Source organism: Pantoea sp. X-Soil-OKNW-556, assembly GCF_059730695.1.
The window spans coordinates 1,905,515-1,924,800 of the sequence record NZ_AP035990.1; the positions used below are offsets into that span (position 1 = coordinate 1,905,515).

General features: G+C 52.6%; 19 protein-coding genes and 3 tRNA genes. 10 read left to right on the forward strand and 12 right to left on the reverse strand.

The window, feature by feature from the left end; translation table 11 throughout:
- Nucleotides 1-7 precede the first annotated feature (7 nt).
- The 6 genes from sufB (at nt 8) to AC6I8T_RS08850 (ending at nt 6,291) form a co-directional block, all read left to right on the forward strand.
- The gene (sufB, locus tag AC6I8T_RS08825) at nt 8-1,501 is read left to right on the forward strand and encodes a Fe-S cluster assembly protein SufB (protein ID WP_013508841.1); all 1,494 of its coding nucleotides are present in this window, start codon (nt 8-10) and stop codon (nt 1,499-1,501) included.
- A gap of 35 nt (nt 1,502-1,536) precedes the next feature.
- On the forward strand, nt 1,537-2,283 hold the full coding sequence (gene sufC / locus AC6I8T_RS08830) for a Fe-S cluster assembly ATPase SufC (RefSeq protein WP_021185257.1): 747 nt from the start codon (nt 1,537-1,539) through the stop codon (nt 2,281-2,283).
- A complete protein-coding gene (gene sufD, locus AC6I8T_RS08835; RefSeq protein WP_208725331.1) occupies nt 2,258-3,535 on the forward strand; it encodes a Fe-S cluster assembly protein SufD in 1,278 nt (425 codons plus the stop codon). Before sufC ends, sufD begins: the two co-directional genes overlap by 26 nt.
- Nucleotides 3,532-4,755, forward strand: coding sequence for a cysteine desulfurase SufS (gene sufS / locus AC6I8T_RS08840; protein WP_021185255.1), 1,224 nt, complete (start codon nt 3,532-3,534; stop codon nt 4,753-4,755). The genes sufD and sufS overlap by 4 nt, the downstream gene beginning before the upstream one ends.
- A gap of 19 nt (nt 4,756-4,774) precedes the next feature.
- The gene (gene sufE, locus AC6I8T_RS08845; protein ID WP_021185254.1) at nt 4,775-5,191 is read left to right on the forward strand and encodes a cysteine desulfuration protein SufE; all 417 of its coding nucleotides are present in this window, start codon (nt 4,775-4,777) and stop codon (nt 5,189-5,191) included.
- A gap of 65 nt (nt 5,192-5,256) precedes the next feature.
- Nucleotides 5,257-6,291, forward strand: a complete 1,035-nt coding sequence (locus AC6I8T_RS08850; protein ID WP_497833716.1) for a L,D-transpeptidase family protein — start codon at nt 5,257-5,259, stop codon at nt 6,289-6,291.
- Between the two features lie 60 nt (nt 6,292-6,351).
- On the opposite strand, the gene AC6I8T_RS08855 is transcribed toward AC6I8T_RS08850, so the two are convergent.
- The 6 genes from AC6I8T_RS08855 to AC6I8T_RS08880 form a co-directional block, all read right to left on the reverse strand.
- Entirely contained in the window at nt 6,352-6,588 is a 237-nt protein-coding gene (locus AC6I8T_RS08855) for a major outer membrane lipoprotein (RefSeq protein WP_007374746.1), read from the reverse strand.
- A 304-nt stretch (nt 6,589-6,892) separates the two neighbouring features.
- Entirely contained in the window at nt 6,893-8,305 is a 1,413-nt protein-coding gene (gene pykF / locus AC6I8T_RS08860; RefSeq protein ID WP_208725333.1) for a pyruvate kinase PykF, read from the reverse strand.
- A 342-nt stretch (nt 8,306-8,647) separates the two neighbouring features.
- Nucleotides 8,648-8,724, reverse strand: a tRNA-Val gene (locus AC6I8T_RS08865).
- Between the two features lie 31 nt (nt 8,725-8,755).
- Nucleotides 8,756-8,832: transfer RNA gene (locus tag AC6I8T_RS08870), tRNA-Val, on the reverse strand.
- 3 nt (nt 8,833-8,835) lie between these two features.
- Nucleotides 8,836-8,912: transfer RNA gene (locus AC6I8T_RS08875), tRNA-Val, on the reverse strand.
- 153 nt (nt 8,913-9,065) lie between these two features.
- Nucleotides 9,066-10,439 carry an MATE family efflux transporter gene (locus tag AC6I8T_RS08880; protein ID WP_208725334.1) on the reverse strand — a complete coding sequence of 458 codons (1,374 nt, stop codon included), beginning with the start codon at nt 10,437-10,439 and terminating at the stop codon, nt 9,066-9,068.
- Between the two features lie 202 nt (nt 10,440-10,641).
- Between AC6I8T_RS08880 and AC6I8T_RS08885 the strand changes: the two genes are divergently transcribed.
- Complete coding sequence (locus AC6I8T_RS08885; RefSeq protein WP_021185250.1) at nt 10,642-11,292, forward strand: riboflavin synthase; 651 nt, start codon at nt 10,642-10,644, stop codon at nt 11,290-11,292.
- A 76-nt stretch (nt 11,293-11,368) separates the two neighbouring features.
- On the opposite strand, the gene cfa is transcribed toward AC6I8T_RS08885, so the two are convergent.
- Complete coding sequence (cfa, locus tag AC6I8T_RS08890; RefSeq protein WP_021185249.1) at nt 11,369-12,517, reverse strand: cyclopropane fatty acyl phospholipid synthase; 1,149 nt, start codon at nt 12,515-12,517, stop codon at nt 11,369-11,371.
- Nucleotides 12,518-12,825: 308 nt separating this feature from the next.
- A complete protein-coding gene (punC, locus tag AC6I8T_RS08895; protein ID WP_497833717.1) occupies nt 12,826-14,028 on the reverse strand; it encodes a purine nucleoside transporter PunC in 1,203 nt (400 codons plus the stop codon).
- A 108-nt stretch (nt 14,029-14,136) separates the two neighbouring features.
- Here punC and punR point away from each other — a divergent pair, with 108 nt between their 5' ends.
- Nucleotides 14,137-15,048 carry a DNA-binding transcriptional activator PunR gene (gene punR / locus AC6I8T_RS08900; RefSeq protein ID WP_208725336.1) on the forward strand — a complete coding sequence of 304 codons (912 nt, stop codon included), beginning with the start codon at nt 14,137-14,139 and terminating at the stop codon, nt 15,046-15,048.
- Here punR and purR read toward each other — a convergent pair.
- Nucleotides 15,045-16,070, reverse strand: coding sequence for an HTH-type transcriptional repressor PurR (gene purR, locus AC6I8T_RS08905; RefSeq protein ID WP_021185246.1), 1,026 nt, complete (start codon nt 16,068-16,070; stop codon nt 15,045-15,047). The two genes, punR and purR, sit on opposite strands and share 4 nt — an antisense overlap.
- Before the next feature lie 285 nt (nt 16,071-16,355).
- Here purR and cydH point away from each other — a divergent pair, with 285 nt between their 5' ends.
- Nucleotides 16,356-16,445 (forward strand): cytochrome bd-I oxidase subunit CydH, encoded by a 90-nt coding sequence (cydH, locus tag AC6I8T_RS08910; protein WP_150105780.1) that lies wholly within the window; start codon nt 16,356-16,358, stop codon nt 16,443-16,445.
- Between the two features lie 62 nt (nt 16,446-16,507).
- Here cydH and AC6I8T_RS08915 read toward each other — a convergent pair whose 3' ends face one another.
- The gene (locus tag AC6I8T_RS08915; RefSeq protein ID WP_021185245.1) at nt 16,508-17,293 is read right to left on the reverse strand and encodes a C40 family peptidase; all 786 of its coding nucleotides are present in this window, start codon (nt 17,291-17,293) and stop codon (nt 16,508-16,510) included.
- A 363-nt stretch (nt 17,294-17,656) separates the two neighbouring features.
- On the opposite strand from AC6I8T_RS08915, the gene AC6I8T_RS08920 reads away from it, so the two are divergent.
- Entirely contained in the window at nt 17,657-17,989 is a 333-nt protein-coding gene (locus tag AC6I8T_RS08920; RefSeq protein ID WP_021185244.1) for a Grx4 family monothiol glutaredoxin, read from the forward strand.
- A gap of 35 nt (nt 17,990-18,024) precedes the next feature.
- On the opposite strand, the gene rnt is transcribed toward AC6I8T_RS08920, so the two are convergent.
- The gene (rnt, locus tag AC6I8T_RS08925) at nt 18,025-18,693 is read right to left on the reverse strand and encodes a ribonuclease T (RefSeq protein WP_021185243.1); all 669 of its coding nucleotides are present in this window, start codon (nt 18,691-18,693) and stop codon (nt 18,025-18,027) included.
- Between the two features lie 111 nt (nt 18,694-18,804).
- Complete coding sequence (gloA, locus tag AC6I8T_RS08930) at nt 18,805-19,212, reverse strand: lactoylglutathione lyase (protein ID WP_021185242.1); 408 nt, start codon at nt 19,210-19,212, stop codon at nt 18,805-18,807.
- Nucleotides 19,213-19,286 lie beyond the last annotated feature (74 nt).

Consider the following 19,286-nt stretch of genomic DNA (forward strand, 5'->3'; position numbering starts at 1 on the left):
GTGAAATATGTCACGACACAGCGAAACATCTGACGATGTACAAATGTGGGAAGGCAAGCTCAACTACAAAGAGGGCTTCTTTACCCAACTGCAAACCGAAGAATTTGCTCATGGCCTCAATGAGGACGTGGTACGGGCAATTTCGGCTAAGCGTAACGAGCCAGAGTGGATGCTGGAGTTTCGTCTAAAAGCCTTTCGTGCCTGGCTGGAAATGGAAGAGCCGCACTGGTTGAAAGCGCATTATGAGAAACTCGACTACCAGGATTACAGCTATTACTCCGCGCCCTCCTGTGGCAACTGCGATGACACCTGTGCTTCTGAGCCAGGTGCGACTCAGGCTTCCGGCAGCGCCCCTGCCAGTGAGTATCTGACGCAGGAAGTGGAAAATGCCTTTAACCAGTTGGGTGTACCGGTACGTGAAGGTAAAGAAGTGGCGGTTGATGCGATTTTCGACTCCGTTTCGGTTGCTACCACCTATCGTGGCAAACTGGCGGAGCAGGGCATCATTTTCTGCTCCTTCGGTGAAGCGATTCAGGAACACCCTGAGCTGGTGAAGAAGTATCTTGGTACCGTGGTTCCGGCCAACGATAACTTCTTTGCAGCGCTGAACTCTGCGGTAGCGTCGGACGGCACTTTCGTCTACATCCCTAAAGGCGTGCGCTGTCCGATGGAGCTGTCGACCTATTTCCGCATCAACGCGGCAAAAACCGGGCAGTTTGAACGTACCATTCTGGTGGCGGATGAAGACAGCTACGTGAGCTACATCGAAGGCTGTTCTGCACCCGTGCGTGATACCTATCAGCTGCATGCGGCGGTGGTGGAAGTGATTATCCACAAGAACGCCGAAGTAAAATATTCCACAGTGCAGAACTGGTTCCCGGGCGGAGAAGGTGAGGGCGGTATCCTCAACTTCGTCACCAAACGCGCCCTGTGTGAAGGCGACCACAGCAAAATGTCGTGGACGCAGTCAGAAACCGGTTCAGCCATCACCTGGAAATACCCGAGCTGCATTCTGCGCGGTGATTACTCCATCGGTGAGTTTTACTCCGTGGCGCTGACCAGTGGTCATCAGCAGGCCGATACCGGCACCAAGATGATCCACATCGGTAAGAACACCAAATCGACCATTATTTCGAAAGGCATCTCGGCCGGTAAGAGCCAGAATACCTATCGCGGTCTGGTGAAAATCATGCCGACCGCCACTAACGCGCGTAACTTTACCCAGTGTGATTCGATGCTGATTGGCCCGGATTGCGGTGCGCATACCTTCCCGTATGTGGAAGCGCGTAACAATACCGCGCAGCTGGAGCATGAAGCCACGACATCGCGTATCGGTGAAGATCAGATGTTCTACTGTCTGCAACGTGGCATCAGTGAAGAAGATGCGATCTCGATGATCGTTAACGGCTTCTGTAAAGATGTTTTCTCCGAGCTGCCACTGGAATTCGCCGTGGAAGCGCAAAAATTGTTAGCAATCAGCCTTGAGCACAGCGTGGGCTGATGGCCCGTTGCCGGAAGCAATGTGAAGGAAAGAGTATGTTAAGCATCAAAGATTTACAGGTTAGTGTTGAAGACAAAGAAATTTTGCGCGGCCTGAACCTCGAAGTGAAGCCGGGTGAAGTGCACGCCATTATGGGACCGAACGGTTCCGGTAAAAGTACCCTGTCTGCAACCCTGGCTGGCCGTGAAGATTATGAAATCACCGGCGGTTCCGTAACTTTCAAAGGCAAAGATCTGCTGGAGCTGGAGCCGGAAGAGCGTGCGGGCGAAGGCATCTTTATGGCGTTCCAGTATCCGGTTGAAATTCCGGGCGTCAGCAACCAATTTTTCCTCCAGACCTCTGTGAACGCGGTGCGTAAATACCGTGAGCAGGAAGAACTGGATCGTTTCGATTTCCAGGACTTTATCGAAGATAAAATCCATCTGCTGAAGATGCCGGAAGATTTGCTGACCCGTTCAGTTAACGTGGGCTTCTCCGGTGGTGAGAAAAAGCGTAACGATATTCTGCAAATGGCGGCACTGGAGCCGGATCTGTGCATTCTCGATGAAACCGACTCCGGTCTGGATATCGATGCATTGAAAATTGTGGCAAACGGCGTCAACAGCCTGCGTGACGGCAAGCGTTCATTCATTATCGTCACCCACTACCAGCGCATCCTCGACTACATCAAGCCTGATCATGTGCACGTTCTGTATCAGGGCAAAATTGTGAAGTCTGGTGACTTTACGCTGGTGAAACAGCTGGAGGAGCAAGGCTATGGCTGGCTTACCGACGAAGAGTGATAACGCGCTGCAACAGTGGCATCACCTGTTTGAGTCGCGCGGTGACGTGCGTTCTTTGCAGGCACAGCAGCACTGGCAGCAACTGATGCGTCTCGGCTTGCCGACGCGCAAGCATGAAAACTGGAAATACACCCCGCTGGAAGGTCTGCTGGGGCAGCAGTTTGTGCTGCCGCAACCGCAGGAAGTGACGGCGGAGCAGGTGGAAGCCCTGGCGCTGCCGATCGAAGCGGTACGTCTGGTGTATGTGGATGGTCGTTTCCAGGCTTCGCTCAGCAGCCGTGACACTGGCCTGTTTGAGATCCAGCATTCGCAGGCCGCTGAACGTCGTCCGTTGCCGGCCCCGATTCAGCCGGAAGTGTTCCTGCACCTGACGGAAAGCCTGGCAGAAGAAGCGACCAGCATCCGTCTGGCGCGTGGTAAAGCGGCGGCATTGCCGTTGTATTTGCTGCACATTACCAGCGGCCAGGACGCGGGTATGAATACCGTACATCACCGCCACCATCTGCAACTGGAAGCCAGCGCAGAGGCGGAAGTGATTGAGCATTACGTCACCCTGAATGATGTCGCCCATTTCACTGGCGCACGTTTCACCTTTGACGTGGCTGAGAATGCCAAACTGTCGCATATCAAACTGTCGTTTGAGAGCGATAAGAGCTACCACTTCGCGCATAACGACGTGGTGATCGGCCGTGATGCGCAGGTCAGTACTACCAGCTTCCTGCTGGGTGCCGGGTTGTCACGTCACAACACCAGCGCACAGTTGAACGGTGAGAACACCAACCTTGCTATGAATAGCCTGGCGTTGCCGATTAACCAGGAAGTGTGCGATACGCGCAGCTACCTGGAACACAACAAAGGCTACTGCATGAGCCGTCAGATGCACAAAACCATCGTGCGTGACAAAGGCCGTGCGGTGTTCAACGGCATGATTAAAGTGGCTCAGCATGCGCTGAAAACTGACGGACAGATGACCAACAACAACCTGTTGATGGGGCGTCTGGCGGAAGTGGACACCAAGCCGCAACTGGAAATCTATGCTGATGACGTCAAGTGCAGCCACGGTGCTACCGTAGGCCGTATTGATGATGAGCAGATGTTCTACCTGCGTTCGCGTGGTATTGAAGAGTCTGCGGCTCAGCGTATGATTATCCATGCCTTTGCCGCTGAGTTGACTGAAAAGTTAGAGAATCCGGTTCTACGTCAGGCGGTGTTGCAGCGCATTGCTGCGCGCATCCCGGGAGTTGAGTCATGAGTTTCGATCTCGAACGAATCAGAGCGGAATTTCCGATTCTGAAACGCGAGGTCAACGGTCATCCGCTGGCTTATCTGGATAGTGCGGCCAGCGCACAGCGTCCGCTGGCCGTCATTAATGCGGAAAGTCATTTCTACCAGCACGGCTATGCGGCCGTGCACCGCGGCATTCACTCGCTGAGTGCCCAGGCCACTACCGATATGGAAAACGTGCGCACTCAGGCCGCGCGTTTTCTTAATGCCTCCTCCCCGGAAGAGATTGTTTTCGTCAAAGGCACCACTGAGGGGATCAACCTGGTGGCTAACAGCTGGGGTGGCAGTCAGCTGCAACCGGGCGACAACATCATCATTACCGAGATGGAGCATCACGCCAACATCGTGCCCTGGCAGATGGTTGCTGCGCGTACCGGTGCGGAAATCCGTGTGCTACCCCTCAATGAGCAAGGTGAGCTGGCGCTGGAACAACTGGCAGGGCTGATCGACAGCCGTACCCGTTTGCTGGCGGTGACCCACGTTTCTAACGTATTGGGCACGGTCAACCCGGTGAAAGCCATTGTTGCCCAGGCGAAAGCGGCGGGTGTGGTGACGTTGGTGGATGGTGCCCAGGCGGTGATGCATCATGCGGTTGACGTGCAGGATATCGGTTGCGATTTCTACGTCTTCTCAGGGCATAAGATCTACGGTCCGACCGGGATTGGCGTGCTGTATGGCCGCAAAGCGCTGCTCGATATCATGCCTCCGTGGGAAGGTGGCGGTTCAATGATCGATCAGGTGCTGTTGCCCACCGGCACCACCTGGAATACCGCGCCCTGGCGTTTTGAGGCGGGGACTCCCAATACGGGTGGGATCATTGGTCTGGGTGCAGCCCTGAAATGGATCACCGATCTCGGGCTGGACACCATTCAGCAGCGTGAGTCGATGCTGATGCGTTATGCGCTGGATAAGCTGGCCTCGGTGCCGGATCTGACCATTTATGGTCCGGTCGAACGCAGCGGCGTGGTGGCGTTTAATCTTGGTAAGCACCATGCATTTGATGTGGGAAGCTTCCTTGACCAGTACGGCATCGCCATCCGCACTGGCCACCATTGCGCAATGCCGCTGATGCGTCATTATGCGGTACCCGCCATGTGCCGTGCCTCTTTTGCGCTGTATAACAGCGAAGAAGAAGCCGACCGTCTGGCGGCAGGTCTGACGCGAATTCATCGTCTGCTGGGCGGTTGAGCAGATTCAGGAGTATCAAATGGCAAATTTGCCAGATAAAGAGAGACTGGTGCGCAACTTCAACCGTTGCGCTAACTGGGAAGAGAAGTACCTCTACATCATTGAACTCGGGGCAAAATTACCAGAATCGTCCGAAAGCTTATATCAGCCGGAAAACGTGATTTCCGGGTGTCAAAGCCAGGTGTGGATCACCATGACTCCACAAACGGATGGTACTATTGCTTTTGAGGGCGACAGCGATGCCGCCATTGTTAAGGGCTTGATCGCCGTGGTATTTAGCCTGTATCAGGGGCTGAAAGCGGCAGAAATCCTGGACCTTGATGTGCGCTACTGGTTTGAACAATTAGCACTCACCCAACACCTTACCCCCTCACGTTCGCAGGGGCTGGAAGCGATGATTCGCGCTATCCGTCATAACGCTCAGACCCTCAGCTAAGATACACTCTCCAGACCCCGGCCAACCTGACCGGGGTCTGTTTCTTCCGACAAAGAGAAAATTGCATGAGACCAGCTTTACGTTTGGCCGGTGCATTGCTGTTGTCCTGCTGGGGACTCTCTGCACCTGCGCTTGCCACGGAATACCCTCTGCCCGAGGCGGGCAGCCGCTTAATTGGTGAAAATACCCTGACTGTGGTGCCGGATGATAAGCGGCCACTGGAAAGCATTGCCAGCCACTACAAGATTGGTTTGCTGGGGATGCTGGAAGCAAACCCTGGCGTTGATCCCTGGTTGCCGAAAGCCGGGACTCAGCTCACCGTCCCTTTGCAGATGCTGTTGCCAGACACGCCGCATGAAGGGATTGTGATAAACCTTGCTGAGTTACGTCTTTATTACTATCCCAAAGGGGAAGACCGGGTCATTGTCTATCCGATTGGCATTGGTCAGCTCGGCGCAGCGACGCCGGTAATGGTAACCAGCATCAGCCAAAAGATCCCCAATCCGACCTGGACACCCACACCCAATATCCGCAAACGCTACGCCAAAGAAGGCATCACCTTGCCGGGCGTGGTCCCTGCCGGCCCTGATAACCCTATGGGGCTGTTTGCCATGCGTCTGGCACGCGGTACCGGGCAATATCTGATTCACGGTACCAATGCGGATTTCGGTATTGGTATGCGCGTTAGCTCCGGCTGTATCCGCTTACGTCCGGAAGATATTGAAGCGTTGTTCGCCAGCGTGCCGAAGGGGACGCGTGTGCAGGTGATCAATCAGCCGGTGAAATATACCATCGAACCGGATGGTAAGCGCTATATCGAAGTGCATCAGCCGCTCTCTCGCACCGATAAAGACGATCCGCAGACTATGCCGATTGCCTTAACTGCGCCGATGAAGACCTTCATCAATAGCCCGCAAAGCGATACTGCGTTGATTAAGGCTGCGCTGGAACGACGTTCAGGGATGCCGGTGCTGGTAAGCAGTGGTGAACCGGTGACGCAGGATACGGCGATGCCGCAGGTGGTGCAGTCTCAGCAGGGGAATGAAGCGGGGCGTGCGACTATCAGTGAGGCCAGCGGAACGACAGTGACCAAACCCTGACGGTGAATTCAGTACAAAAAAAATGGCGCCATAATGGCGCCATTTTTAGTACCAGAACTCTTACTTACGGTAAGAGTGAGCCTGGTTGTCCAGACGCTGGTTAGCACGAGCTGCGTCATCTTTAGCAGCCTGAACGTCAGAACGGATTGCGTTCACGTCGTTGCTCAGCTGGTCAACTTTAGCGTTCAGAGTCTGAACGTCTGAAGACAGCTGGTCGATTTTAGCGTTGCTTGAGCAACCAGCCAGCAGAGTTGAACCCAGGATTACCGCGCCCAGTACCAGTTTAGTACGATTCATTATTAATACCCTCTAGATTGAGTTAATCTCCATGTAGCGTTACAAGTATTACACAAAGCTTTTTGAGTTGAGAATAAATTTTTGCTGAGAACACGCTTAAACTTGATCGTTCGCTCAAAGAAGCATCGTTTAGCAGAAGATGATAAAAATATTTAGCTAAAACAGAGATATTTAATCGGATTAGCCTTAATTTTCCGGGTTTTTGAATAGTTATTATCGATTGGTAATTTCGTGCTTTTGTATTAGACCCGGAATAAAAAAAGCGCCCGAAAAGGGCGCTTTTTAATAAACATTCAAGCGAAAATCAGAGTACGTGTACAGATGCCGTGTTGGTGGTGCCACTTGGAACCAGTGCACCAGAAACCATCACTACCACGTCGCCTTTTTGCGCATAACCGCTCTCGAGCGCCATTTCTTTGCCAATACGATAGAAATCGTCAGTTGAGGCAATTTCTTTAACCAGGTGGGTTTCAACGCCTTTGCTCAGAATCAACTGGCGTGCGGTGGTGGCATTGGTCGTCAAGGCCAGGATGGTCGCATCCGGGAAGTATTTTCTGATGGCTTTGGCTGATTTGCCGCCTTCAGTGGCGACGACGATCAGCGGAGCTTCCAGCTTTTCAGCGGTCTCAACGGCACCACGGCACACGGCTTCCGTGATACGCAGTTTGCGTGAGTCCTGGAGCGAATCAATGCGTGATTTCATCACACGGTCGGTACGTTCACAGATGGTCGCCATAATAGTGACCGATTCCAGCGGATACTTACCTTTGGCGCTTTCACCAGACAGCATCACCGCATCGGTACCATCGAGGATGGCGTTTGCCACGTCGCCAGCTTCAGCACGGGTTGGACGTGGGTTTTTGATCATGGAATCCAGCATCTGAGTGGCGGTAATCACCACTTTGCGTGCTTTGTTGCACTTCTTGATCATCATCTTCTGCGCGAAGATCACTTCTTCAACCGGGATCTCTACGCCGAGGTCGCCACGGGCCACCATGATGCCGTCAGACGCTTCGAGAATTTCGTCGAAGTTGTTCAAACCTTCCTGATTCTCGATTTTAGAGATGATTTGAATGTGTTCGCCGCCGTGTTGTTTCAGATGCTCGCGAATTTCCAGCACATCAGAACGTTTACGGATAAAGGACGCGGCAACGAAATCGACACCCTGCTCGCAACCGAAAATCAGGTCACGCTTGTCTTTTTCCGCCAGAGCCGGCAGCTGAATGGAGACACCTGGCAGGTTAACGCCTTTATTCTCGCCGAGGTCACCGTTGTTCAGCACTTTACATACCACGGTGTTTTCAGTGACTTCGATAACTTCCATGCCAATCAGGCCATCATCAACCAGCACGGTGTTACCGATTTTCAGATCTTCAGTGAAACCCGCATAGGTGACGGCGACGCGCTCGCTGTTGCCAATGACGGACTGGTCAGTGGTGAAGGTAAAGGTCTGGCCAGCTTTTAATGGGGCATCATTGCCGCCTTCCAGTTTCATGGTGCGGATTTCAGGACCTTTGGTGTCCAGCAGAATCGCAGCCTGACGACCGGTTTTTTCCATGACAGCACGCATGTTGGTAATGCGCTGACCATGTTCGGCATAATCCCCGTGAGAGAAGTTCAGGCGCATGACATTCATGCCTGCTTCCAGCAGTTGAGTCAGCATCTCTTCCGATTCGGTTTTCGGACCGATAGTACAAACGATCTTGGTCTTTTTCATGTCAGCTTATCTGTAAGTTGTGATGGATGATAAAGGTTGGGATTCGATGCGCAGGCACCGAAGTGGAAATTCGTTTGGTGTTGATAAGGGCAATACAGAGTAAGAATAGGAGACGATAGCTAAGCGTGCAGGGAAGTTATGCGGTTCGCGAGAGAACCGACCAGGCGGTGTTGCGCAAATAATTTGAGTTCTCGCCATTAACACGTTAGCGCTGAAACCTTTCAAGTGGGACAACGCGGCATAGTATAGTCGCTAAGTATGCGAAAACCAATATGAAAGCAGTAAGATAAAACGATACAGATCAAGGAAGAGAGAGTTGCGCAACAGGAAACTGAAAAAGAGTGGTGCGCTCTAATGGACTCGAACCATCGACCCCCACCATGTCAAGGTGGTGCTCTAACCAACTGAGCTAAGAGCGCATTGTACCCGTGATACTTCAGGGTGAAGAAATGGTGCGTCCGAGTGGACTCGAACCACCGACCCCCACCATGTCAAGGTGGTGCTCTAACCAACTGAGCTACGGACGCACTTGGTGCGCTCTAATGGACTCGAACCATCGACCCCCACCATGTCAAGGTGGTGCTCTAACCAACTGAGCTAAGAGCGCAACACGCTGTCAGGGCGACAGCGGGGACGAATATTAACGGCAGGCAGATGAGCTGGCAAGGGGAAAAAGCGATTTTTCATCATGACTGACCAGCATCTGTGCTATGCGTCGTTTTTTTAGGCGTTGCGGGCCTTTTCCGGCCCGCTCAGCGACTTAGCGTGCTGCTCGCGTAAGAATCACCTGCGCAGGGAGGCGTTGCAAACGGCGAATGCGCCATAGCATCATCACTGCCGCCGAAGTCAGTCCGACAATAAAGCCACACCAAAAACCGGCAGGGCCAAGTCTTGGTACGACCAGATCAGTCAACGCCAGAATATAACCCACCGGCAGCCCCAGTACCCAGTAAGCGACGAGGGTAATAAAGAAGATAGAACGCGTATCTTTATAACCACGCAGGATACCGCTGCCAATCACCTGAATCGAATCAGAGAACTGGTAGATGGCTGCCAACAGCATCAGTTGCGCCGCCAGGGTGATCACTTCCGGGTTCGCGGTATACAGCGCCGCGATATGATGGCGGAAGGTCACGGTAAACAACGCGGTGAGAGCTGCCATACTGATGCCGACCCCTTGCGCGGTCCAGGCCGCGACCCGCGCCTGTTCTGTGGAACCCTGACCCAGGCGATAACCGACGCGAATGGTGGTGGCTACCCCGAGCGACAGCGGCAGGACAAACATCAGTGAGCTGAAATTCAACGCGATCTGATGCCCGGCGACTTTGACAATACCGAGTGGCGAAACCAGCAGCGCGACCACGGCAAACAATGTGACCTCAAAAAACAGCGCCAGTGCGACCGGCAGGCCAAGGCCAAACAGGCGTGACAGAATGACCCGCGACGGGGTGGAGAAGGCGGTATTCATACGGATATCGCGCATGCTGCCCATACGTTTAAGCCAGAAGCGCATTACGATAAACATTACCCAATAGACGCTGGCGGTGGCGACGCCACAGCCCACGCCACCCAGCGCTGGCATGCCGAAATGACCATAAATGAACACATAGTTGAGTGGAATATTGGTCAACAAACCGAGGAAACCCAGCACCATACCGGGTTTGGTTTTCGACAAACCTTCACACTGGTTACGCGCCACCTGAAAAAACAGGTAGCCAGGCGCACCGAACAGCAGGGCATGGAGATAGCCTTCGGCTTTGGCGGCCAGCAGTGGATCAATATCATGCATGGCATGAATCAGATAGCCTGCGTTCCACAGTACCACCATGATCAGCAGCGCGACAAAAAACGCCAGCCAGTAACCCTGACGGACTTGTTCCGCGATGCGCTCACGTCGTCCCGACCCATTGAGTTGCGCAACGGTAGGCGTCAATGCCAGCAGCAAACCATGACCAAAAAGAATGGCGGGGAGCCAGATAGATGTGCCCACCGCAACGGCGGCCATATCCGTGGCGCTTACCGCACCGGCCATAATGGTATCCACGAAACCCATTGCGGTCTGAGCAACCTGAGCAAGGATGACCGGGATCGCAAGGGCCAGCAATTGACGCGCTTCTGTTAAATACTTCTGCACGTATCACCTGCATTTTAATAATAAGAAGAGAACGGGGAGAAATCCCCAAAGAATGCGCGGCCTAGTGTACCGGTCTGTTGACGCTTAGCCAAACTTTGTTCGCATTTTGTTAAAACGATTGTGTAAATTTCACGCGCCGCCAAATTAAACCCGAACGGGGCAGCTGTGATAAACTAGCGCAAACTTCGCAGAGGCTGAGATTATGTTTACTGGAATTGTACAAGGTACGGCAGAGATTGTTGCAATCGAAGAAAAAGAGTTGTTTCGCACCCATGTCGTGAAACTGCCGGAAGAGTTATTGCCGGGGCTGGCGCTGGGCGCATCAGTGGCGAATAACGGCTGCTGCCTGACGGTAACAGCGATTGACGGTGACCAGGTGAGCTTTGACTTAATCAAAGAAACCTTACGGATTACCAACCTGGGTGAATTGCAGGTGGGTGATGTGGTGAATATTGAGCGCGCTGCAAAATTCAGCGACGAAATTGGCGGTCATTTAATGTCCGGCCATATTATGACCACCGCAGAAATCTGCAAAATTATTCAGTCAGAAAACAACCGTGAGGTGTGGTTTAAATTACAGGACCCGGCGCAGATGAAATATATTCTGCATAAAGGGTTTGTCGGTATTGATGGTATCAGCCTGACGGTGGGTGATGTGACCAGGAGTAAATTCTGTGTGCACCTGATCCCGGAAACGCTGGAGCGCACCACGCTTGGCGCGAAGAAGTTAGGTCACAAGGTGAATATCGAGATTGATCCGCATACCCAGGCTATTGTCGAAACCGTTGAGCGCGTGTTGGCACAACGTGAAGCAGCCGCTCTGGCGCAGCAGCAGTCCGACGAGAGTGAATAACCTGGCATTCGTAGCGGCGCGATTTATCGCGCTGTTTTAAAAGCGCGTGATTAGTCACGCCGCTACAAAAGGGAGGTTAACGCGCGACGCGCAGGCCGCCCTCAGCCCCACGGCTGAAAACCACTTGCCACAGCTGAATATCACGCGCGCGGAATGCACCAGCGCAGGCATTGAGATAATAGCTGAACATGCGTTTAAAACGATCACCGTATTTTTCTGCCAGCTGCGGCCAGGCGTCAAGAAAACGCGCATGCCAGGCCATTAGCGTGGTGTCATAATCCGCGCCGAAATTGTGCCAATCTTCCATCACAAAATGTGACTCACTGGCATTAGCAATCTGGCGTACGGAGGGCAGGCAACCATTCGGGAAGATATATTTATCGATCCAGGGGTCAACATTCATATCGGTTTTAATTGCCCCAATGGTATGCAGCAGAAAAATACCGTCCGGCTTCAAATTACGATCCGCCACCTCAAAATAGGTCGCGTAATTTTTGGGACCGACATGTTCGAACATGCCGACTGAAACGATACGGTCAACTTGCAGATTCAGGTCGCGATAATCCTGCAACAGAATGGTGACGTCCAGACCGGCACAACGCTCCTGTGCCATCTTCTGTTGCTCTGCCGAAATGGTGACACCATGCACTTTCACGCCATAATTGCGTGCGGCAAACTCTGCCAGTCCACCCCAACCACAACCAATATCAAGCAATGTCATGCCGGGTTTCAGTTGCAGCTTGCGGCAAATCATATCGAGTTTGTCTTGTTGCGCCTGTTCCAGCGTCTCGGCCTCTTTCCAGTAACCACAGGAGTACTGCATAAAGGGATCAAGCATCAGAGAAAACAGGTCGTTTCCAAGATCGTAATGCTCTTTACCGACAATCCAGGCGCGTTTTTTCGATTGTAAATTGGTCAGACGCGCGGCTGCGATACGCAACGTGTCTTTAAAATGATGCGGTAATTGTTGATCCAGGTGGTGCTTCAGTACGCGGTGGAAAAACATGTCGAGATTTTCACAGTCCCACCAACCGTCCATATAGCTTTCACCTAAGCCCAATGAACCTTCTTGCAGGACCCGTTTAAAAAAATCCGGATGCTTAACCTGAATATCCCAGGGGCGAGTGCCATTAATGGCAATATCAGCCCGTTCCAGTAATTCATGGGCGATACGAAACCAGTGGTTTTCTTCAAGGCTCACTTCTTCTATACACGATGAACTCATAGCTTCTCCATCACCTTTCCGATTTCAACCTGAGAAAAGAATAGTCAATTTCTCCAGGCTTGTGAGAGAACTCACGGAAAATCCGTGCGCCAGATATCCGACGTTTTACAGAGGTATGAATCTGAATAGAAATGTCTGGCACAACACAGGGGAGAATATCGTGCAGACGCCATCCCAGCGACAGAGTCGCTTAATAGTAATACATTTATGTTATTGATTTGTTACAGAATTGCTGACCCACGCAGTATATGCTTACGTGGGTCAATATTCAACGACTTATCGTTAGGATGCTAACTAAAGTTGTTGCGTCAGTGATTATCTTCGCAGGCTAAGGAGTTGTGAGCAACATCACTTTGTGCGTTTGCCGTACGTTGCCAACCGAAACCGGCCCAGGCGAGTGCAACGGTAGCGAGCATCACGAGGCTGGTGCTATGCAGCGCTTGTTGTAATCCAGCGGAAACGACCAGGCTGGCGACAAAACATAATCCGAGTTGTAGCAAATTTTGCAATGAAGCAGCTTTGCCTGTTGCCTGGGGGAAGGGCAGCAGGGCACTGGCGACCACAATCGGATAGATAGCCCCATTTGCCAGCGCCATACCACAGAACGGCAACAGCAATGCCCACAGCGCGGGGGCGGAAAGCTGCGCAACCGCAAACAGGCTAAGAATGCTCAGGCTGTAGATCACCAGTAACCACGGCAGCAGTTGTTTCCCCTGAAAACGATTCAGCAGCGCGCGGCAGCCAAATCCACCGATCAGGAAGGCGATAGTTTGCGGCACATAACTCAGGCCAATATCTGCCGGTGATAAACCGGCATCGGCGAGGATAAAGGGCGAGCCGGTCAACCAGGCAAAAAAGCTGGCGGAACAGGCAGAGTAGATCAATACGTTGCCGCTATAAGTACGCGATACCAGCAGCGTCAGCCAGCCAGGCTGCGGCGCTCGCATGGTGTCGGCTCGTACGGGATTCGCCAGACGCAGGGTGCCAATAAGCAACACCAGGGTTATCAGTGTCAGCAGCAGAAAGATACTACGCCAGTGAAAATGGCCCATCAGCCAGGCACCGAGTAACGGGGCGAGCGCCGGAGACAAGGCGACCAGCGGCATAATGGTTGCAAAAACTTTGTTGGCCTGGTTTTGCGGATAACGATCCACCACCAGCGCCTGCCAGCTAACAGCGGCAGCGCAAACACCCAGCGCCTGCACAAAGCGCAGCGCCAGCATCAAACGGACGTCGCTCACCCACAGCATGCCCAGACAACCCAGGGCAAAAATCGCTAATCCCGCCAGCAGAACCGGTTTACGTCCGAAGCGATCTGACAGCGGTCCCCAGAAGACCTGCGCACAGGCAAAACCACCAAGGAACAGACTCAGACTGGCGCTGATGGTACCGGGGGCGGTAGCAAAATCCTGCTGCATGGCACCGAATGCCGGCAGGTACATATCCGTAGCAAGAAAGCCCAGCATGCTGAGTAAAGCAAGATAAGGCAGAAATCCTTTTGATGACAACATGGTAATTCTCTTTAGACAGGAAAACGCGGAGGAGTGTAAAAGCGTGCGCCAGGTTTTGTGAAACGCTAATATTTGCGCGGTGCTATCAAAAAATTTGCAGGCAAAAATATGTGGTCTGAATATGCGCTTGAAGTGGTAGATGCGGTGGCCCGCAGCGGTAGTTTTAGTGCGGCAGCACAAGAGTTACATCGGGTGCCTTCTGCCATCAGCTACACGGTACGGCAGCTCGAAACCTGGCTGGCGGTGCCGTTGTTCGAACGTCAGCATCGGGAAGTGGTGCTGACGGCAGCCGGGGAGCATTTTGTCCGGGAAGGGCGTAGTGTTATCAAAAAAATGCTGGCGACGCGGCGGCAGTGCCAGCAGTTGGCAAATGGCTGGCGTGGTCAGCTGAGTATCGCGGTGGATTGCATCGTTAAACCTCATCGCACCCGACAACTGGTGAAGGATTTCTACCGCCACTTTCCCGACATGGAGCTGATTATCAGTTATGAAGTGTTTAATGGTGTCTGGGATGCACTGGCCGATGGGCGGGTCGATGTAGCGATTGGGGCCACTCAGGCGATCCCGGTCGGTGGGCGTTTTGCCTTTCAGGATATGGGCGCGTTGAACTGGCGCTGCGTGGTCAGCCCCGATCATCCGTTGGCAAAAAGTACCTTGTTGGATGACGAGACGTTGCGGGCCTGGCCTTCTCTGGTGCTGGAAGACACTTCGCGGGCGTTGCCGCGGCGCATGACCTGGACGTTGGATAATCAACGCCGGCTGGTGGTGCCGGAATGGGAAACCGGCGTCGACTGCCTGCTGGCGGGACTTTGCGTGGGGATGGTGCCGGGCCATTTAGCCCGGCCATTACTGGATAGCGGAGCATTAACCGAGTTACCGTTACCCACGCCGTTCCCGGATAGCCCATGCTGCGTCAGTTGGTCGGAACAACGGAACTCGCCAGCTCTGGGTTGGTTGCTGAGTTATCTCGGCGATGCCGAAACGCTCAACTATGAATGGTTGAGCGAAACGGAAACCTAGCGGCGGTAGTCGCGGAACGGGCCGTCAGCGACTGAACGGCGTTCAATTAGCGTTGGCTGAACTTCAATGGTTTGCGGTTCTTCACGTTTGCTGGTGATACGATCCAGCAGCATTTCCAACGCTTTTTCACCTAACTGAGCTTTGGGTTGATGAACGGTGGTCAGCGCCGGCGTGAAATAACGTGCGTTGCGCACGTTGTCATAGCCGATCACTGAGATATCCTGCGGGACCCGCAGACCCATTTCATCCGCAGCACAGATCGCGCCCATCGCCATGATATCGCCACCGCAGAACACAGCAGTCGGGCGTTGCTTCTGATTGAGGATCTGCTGCATCGCCTGATAACCGGATTCCGGTTCAAAATCGCCCTGCACAATCCACTCGGGCCGCACGGTGATGCCTGCCTCATTTAGCGCCTGCATGAAACCGGCATGGCGGCCACCGCCGGTGTTGCGCTCCATTTGTCCGGGGATGGCACCAATGTCACGATGACCGCGTTCAATCAGGTAACGCCCGGCGAGATAGCCGCCCTGAAACGCATTGTCCTGCACCGTATCGGTAAAATCGCCACGCGATGCGCCCCAGTCCATCACCACCATCGGGATATTACGGTTCTCTTCCAGCATGGTCAGCAGGTCGTCAGGGTATTCTGAACACATCACCAACAGGCCATCGACACGCTTCTGCGCCATCATCGACAGATATGCGCGCTGTTTTTGCAGGTCGTTATGCGCATTGCCCAGGATCAGCGTGTAGCCGCGATCGAAACAGTGATTTTCCACCGCCTCGATAATCTCGGCAAAATAGGGGGCTTCACTGGAGGTGGCCAGCAGCCCCAGCGTTTTGGTGTGGTTGACTTTCAGGCTGCGCGCCACGGCGCTGGGCGAGTAATGCAGCTCTTTGATCGCTTCCCATACGGCGTTACGCGTCTCTTCCGCGACAAAACGCGTTTTGTTGATGACATGCGAAACCGTGGTGGTGGAGACACCGGCGCGTTTCGCCACATCTTTAATTGTTGCCATGAAAATGGTACTCCCGGGCTTATCGCAACTAACTGATAAGTATATTGTTAAACGTTTGCGTCTGCTAATGGTTTTGCGCCCCGATTTTCGGGGCGAATGGCGAAGAAAAAGACATTAACACCTGGTCAATAACGCTTTAACTTGCCGCAAACACAGCGTGCGCAAAATCTGTTGCGCAACGAAAGGCGGCGATTCTAGCAAGCTGGCGCGGATAAGACGAGATTTTTGCCGGAGGCTGTGAGAAAATTACGATAACCCTTCATTTATTGTGACTAAGGAGTTGTGATGAGTACAGACCTGAAACTGGCGCTGTTTACCACTGTGGGCGCGCTACTAATGATTATCGTGTTCAGCTTCACCGCGATCCTTCATTAATAAAAAAGCCGGACCTGAAAATCAGGGTCCGGCTTGTTGTTTTATCGGGTATCGGGCGTTTTTTAGCGGATAGTTTTGGGGGTCATCATACGGCGTGCCCCGACGTAGTGTTTCAGCCAGTAATCCTCACCCAATGCACTGATTTGAATATCTTTACCGGTACGAGGCGACTGGATAAATTTGCCATTACCAAGATAAACACCGACATGATCGGCAGTGCCGCGATTATTGATGCGGAAGAACACCAAATCCCCTTTCTCCAGCATATCGCGCTTAATCGGTGCCGCATCCCGCAGGTGATACATTTCGTTGGCGGTGCGCGGGAATTTATATTTGACCAGGTCTTTGTAGGCGTACCACACCAGACCGCTGCAATCGAAACCGGTATGCGGTGAAGTGCCACCCCATTGGTATGGTTTACCAATCTGCCCCATCAGCTTGTTCATCGCGGTTTCGCGTGCTTTCTGATAGCGCTGACGGTGAGAATTGCTCATCTTGATGGTGGTCAAATCGCGGTCATCGTCCTGCTTCGCGCTTCTCTTCGCCAGACGTTGGTGACCATATTTTTTTGACGGTGATTTCAGCAGGGCTTTCTTGCTGCGGGTTTTATGCAGCGCCGTTTCCATTTTCGGCTGTTTTTTCAGCTTTAGCTTCTGAACACTGGTAGCAAGACGGGATTTTTTGGTGCTGGTTTTTACCGGACGTCGCTTGCGACGCTCATCTTCGCGCGCACTTTTTTTCTCAGCGTTATGCAAACTGGCATTGATGGGCGCATGCGGTGACGCAGAAGCCACATTAAAAAACAGTTGGGCGAAAGCCAGCATAAAAAGCGTAATGAGTAAACGCATAGTCCGGTACAGGTTAAGCAGTCTGAAGAAACAGCCCGCAGCTATGTTAGAAAAATCTGATCAACGATCAGCACCGAGATGATTCTAATCCAGTTTTTTTCTAAAAGGTAAGGCATTTTTCTATTAATGTGTTAGCAGAGTTGATATGGGGCAAAAATGAGCGATTTCAGCTGGTTAACCCAGCAGATATATTGCTAATTATTAATCGGTTCATGCTTAATCATGATATGAAAATGTTATTTATGGCACCGGAACTTAACAAACATGGCGATTGATGTGCCTGAACCGCAAAATCCCGTTTTAGTGCGGGGGTGAAATCGCTACAATAAACAAACACGAAGTGAGGAATTAAGGAAGGCAAAAATGAGTACTGTTGAGAAAATCCAGCGCCAGATCGCAGAAAACCCGATCCTGCTGTACATGAAAGGTTCGCCGAAACTGCCAAGCTGCGGTTTCTCTGCACAAGCGGTACAGGCTCTGTCTGCCTGTGGTGAGCGCTTCGCGTATGTTGATATCCTGCAAAACCCGGATATTCGTGCCGAGTTGCCAAAATATGCCAACTGGCCGACCTTCCCACAGTTGTGGGTTGATGGCGAGCTGGTCGGTGGTTGCGACATCATCGTCGAGATGTTCCAGCGTGGTGAACTTCAGCCGCTGATTAAAGAAACTGCTGAGAAGTATAAAGAAGCAGAATAAGCGTTAAGGCCGACAGTCGTCGGCCTTTCTTTTGGTCACTCGGCGGAGTCTTCTTCCGACAGTTCGTCACTGAACGCCAGTGGCCAGCCCCCCAGACGTTTCCAACGGTTCACTAACTCGCAAAACAGGATGGCGGTTTGTTCGGTATCGTACAGGGCGGAATGCGCCTGGGTGCTATCAAAATCCATCCCTGCCGCTTTACAGGCTTTTGCCAGCACCGTCTGACCCAATACCAATCCACTTAATGCCGCAGTGTCGAAAGTGGCAAACGGATGGAATGGATTACGCTTCAGACTCACGCGTTCCGCAGCCGCCATCAGGAAGTTGTGATCAAAGGTGGCATTGTGCGCCACGATAATCGCACGATTACAATGGCTGTCTTTCATCCCTTTGCGCACCATCTTAAAAATGGCATGCAGCGCATCATACTCGCTCACTGCGCCACGCAACGGGTTGCTGGGATCAATCCCGGTAAATGCCAGTGCTTCCGGGTTAAGAATCGCGCCTTCAAAAGGTTCAACGTTGAAATGAAGCGTCTCATCACAATGCAGCCAGCCGTCATCATCCATCTTCAGAGTAGTGGCGGCAATTTCTAACAGGGCATCGGTTTTGGCATTAAAACCGGCAGTTTCGACGTCGATCACCACGGGATAAAAGCCGCGAAAGCGTTGATGGAGAGCGTTTAAGGCGTTCGATTCAGACATCAGGATCTCATAGCAATAAATGGGGCAGCGCGCATTATGGCAAAAATTGCGGGAGGGTGCAGCAGGAGAGGTGGGTCAGCCGGTAAAAGTACAGGCTGACCTTGCAACAGGTTAGTTGCCGATGCCGTGTCCGGCATGTTTGTTTTCGATCAGCTCGATTTTATAACCATCGGGATCTTCAACAAACGCAATAACCGTGGTGCCGCCTTTAACCGGACCGGCTTCACGCGTCACTTTGCCACCGGCATGACGGATTTGGTCACAGGTGGCAGCAACATCATCAACGCCCAGCGCAATATGACCGTAGGCGTTACCAAGGTCATAGCTATCCACGCCCCAGTTGTAGGTCAGTTCAATCACCGCACCTTCGCTCTCTTCGGTGTAACCGACAAATGCCAGCGTGTATTTGTATTCCGTGTTCTCGCTCTTGCGCAGCAGACGCATACCCAGCACTTGGGTATAAAACTCGATTGAACGTTCCAGATCGCCAACGCGTAACATGGTGTGAAGTAAACGCATAACATCCTCTTTTAAAAAGCACAAAAGCTAAGTATAGCGAGTTAACGCTACGAAAAAACAGCGCTGCCGCACAT